This window comes from Candidatus Obscuribacterales bacterium (assembly GCA_036703605.1).
In the GTDB taxonomy this organism is placed as follows: Bacteria; Cyanobacteriota; Cyanobacteriia; order RECH01; family RECH01; genus RECH01.
On sequence record DATNRH010000179.1, the window covers coordinates 1 to 1,468 of the forward strand.

1 protein-coding gene is annotated in these 1,468 nt (G+C 48.1%); it reads left to right on the forward strand.

Annotated features, from left to right (window positions below):
* Nucleotides 1–1,126 (forward strand): ATP-binding protein (locus tag V6D20_03870; GenBank protein HEY9814928.1); only part of this gene is annotated, 1,126 nt, incomplete at its 5' end.
* Between the last annotated feature and the right edge of the window lie 342 nt (nucleotides 1,127–1,468).

Sequence of the window (1,468 nt, forward strand, 5' to 3'; positions counted from 1 at the left end):
TCTACCCACCTCAATCATCACAGATGAGAATAAGCTGCGGCAAGTTATTCTTAACTTACTCAGCAATGCTATTAAATTCACGGATCGAGGGTTCGTAGCACTGCGGATCTTCTGCGATCGCACCATAGAGTCCATGGATGCATCGATTCCAGTACAGCTTCATTTTGAAGTCGAGGATACGGGGCAGGGCATTGCGCCGGAAGAAATGAACCAGCTCTTCCAGGCATTTACCCAAACCAAATCAGGTCTTCAGTCTCAAGAGGGGACAGGTTTGGGGTTACGCATTAGCCAGAAGTTTGTATACATGATGGGTGGAACCATTACCGTTACGAGCGCCGTTGGTCAAGGTAGCTGCTTTCGGTTTTCCATCCAAGTGGACATACCAGGCGATGCAGAAGCCATGGATCAACCCACCATCCAAACCATTGCCCTTCCTCCTGATAGACCTGCCCCTCGTATTCTGGTAGTGGAAGATAACACAGTGAGTCGCTTGCGTTTAGTGAGAATCCTGACTCAAACTGGCTTTGACGTCGCAGAAGCAGAAAATGGACAGGCAGCCATACAGCAATGGCAACGCTGGCAGCCTCATCTTATCCTCATGGATATGCATATGCCAGTGCTAGACGGTTATGAAGCCACCCGGATTATTCGTCAGCAGATATCCCAAGGAGCGATCGCTCCCCCCGCCTCTCACCATCCATCAACAGATCCAATCATTATTGCAGTCACAGCTAGCGCCTTTTTGGAACAACAACATTCTTGCTTAGCCGCCGGGTGTGATGCTGTGATTGGTAAACCCTTTCATATCTCTGATCTTTTAAATGAGATAGCGCAGCATCTCCAAATCCAATATACGTGTCAAGACACTCTATCTCCCTCTACCTTCCAAAATCCTGAGCACAACTACAGCTTCGATCAGATTAGAGAGAATCTAGCTACGATGCCTAAACAGTGGACAGAACAGCTCTACATAGCAGCCCTAGAATGTAACGATAACAAACTTCTCGCCATACTTCAGGAAACGTCCAATCAGCATCACGATTTAGTCCAACAATTAAAAATCCTAATTAGCAGCTATCGCTTTGAAGACCTAGTAGATCTTATTCAACCCCTGCTCTACAGGTAATATCAAATTCGGTTGAAGGATCATGGCTGCAATATCCTGCCTTCGATTCCCCACTTCGCCGCCCCTTGATAAAGGAGCTACAGGCCTAGCGCTGTCATAGCTTTGAATGCATGGACTGTCTAACCGGATTTGATCTCAGTTCAGGTAAGACATCTATGAATGGGCGTTAATGATCCTCCATGGCATTAGCTTGGATGACCGCGTCGAGCGATCGCCGGGGAGCGCGGGGCATGGCATGGGCATAGCCAAGGCGAATGAGTAATAGTGGCTGAGCGTTGCCTAGCCCAAAGTGTTGCTGCATCTGCGATCGCACCGATACCACTTCACAGGGCATATTCAAAT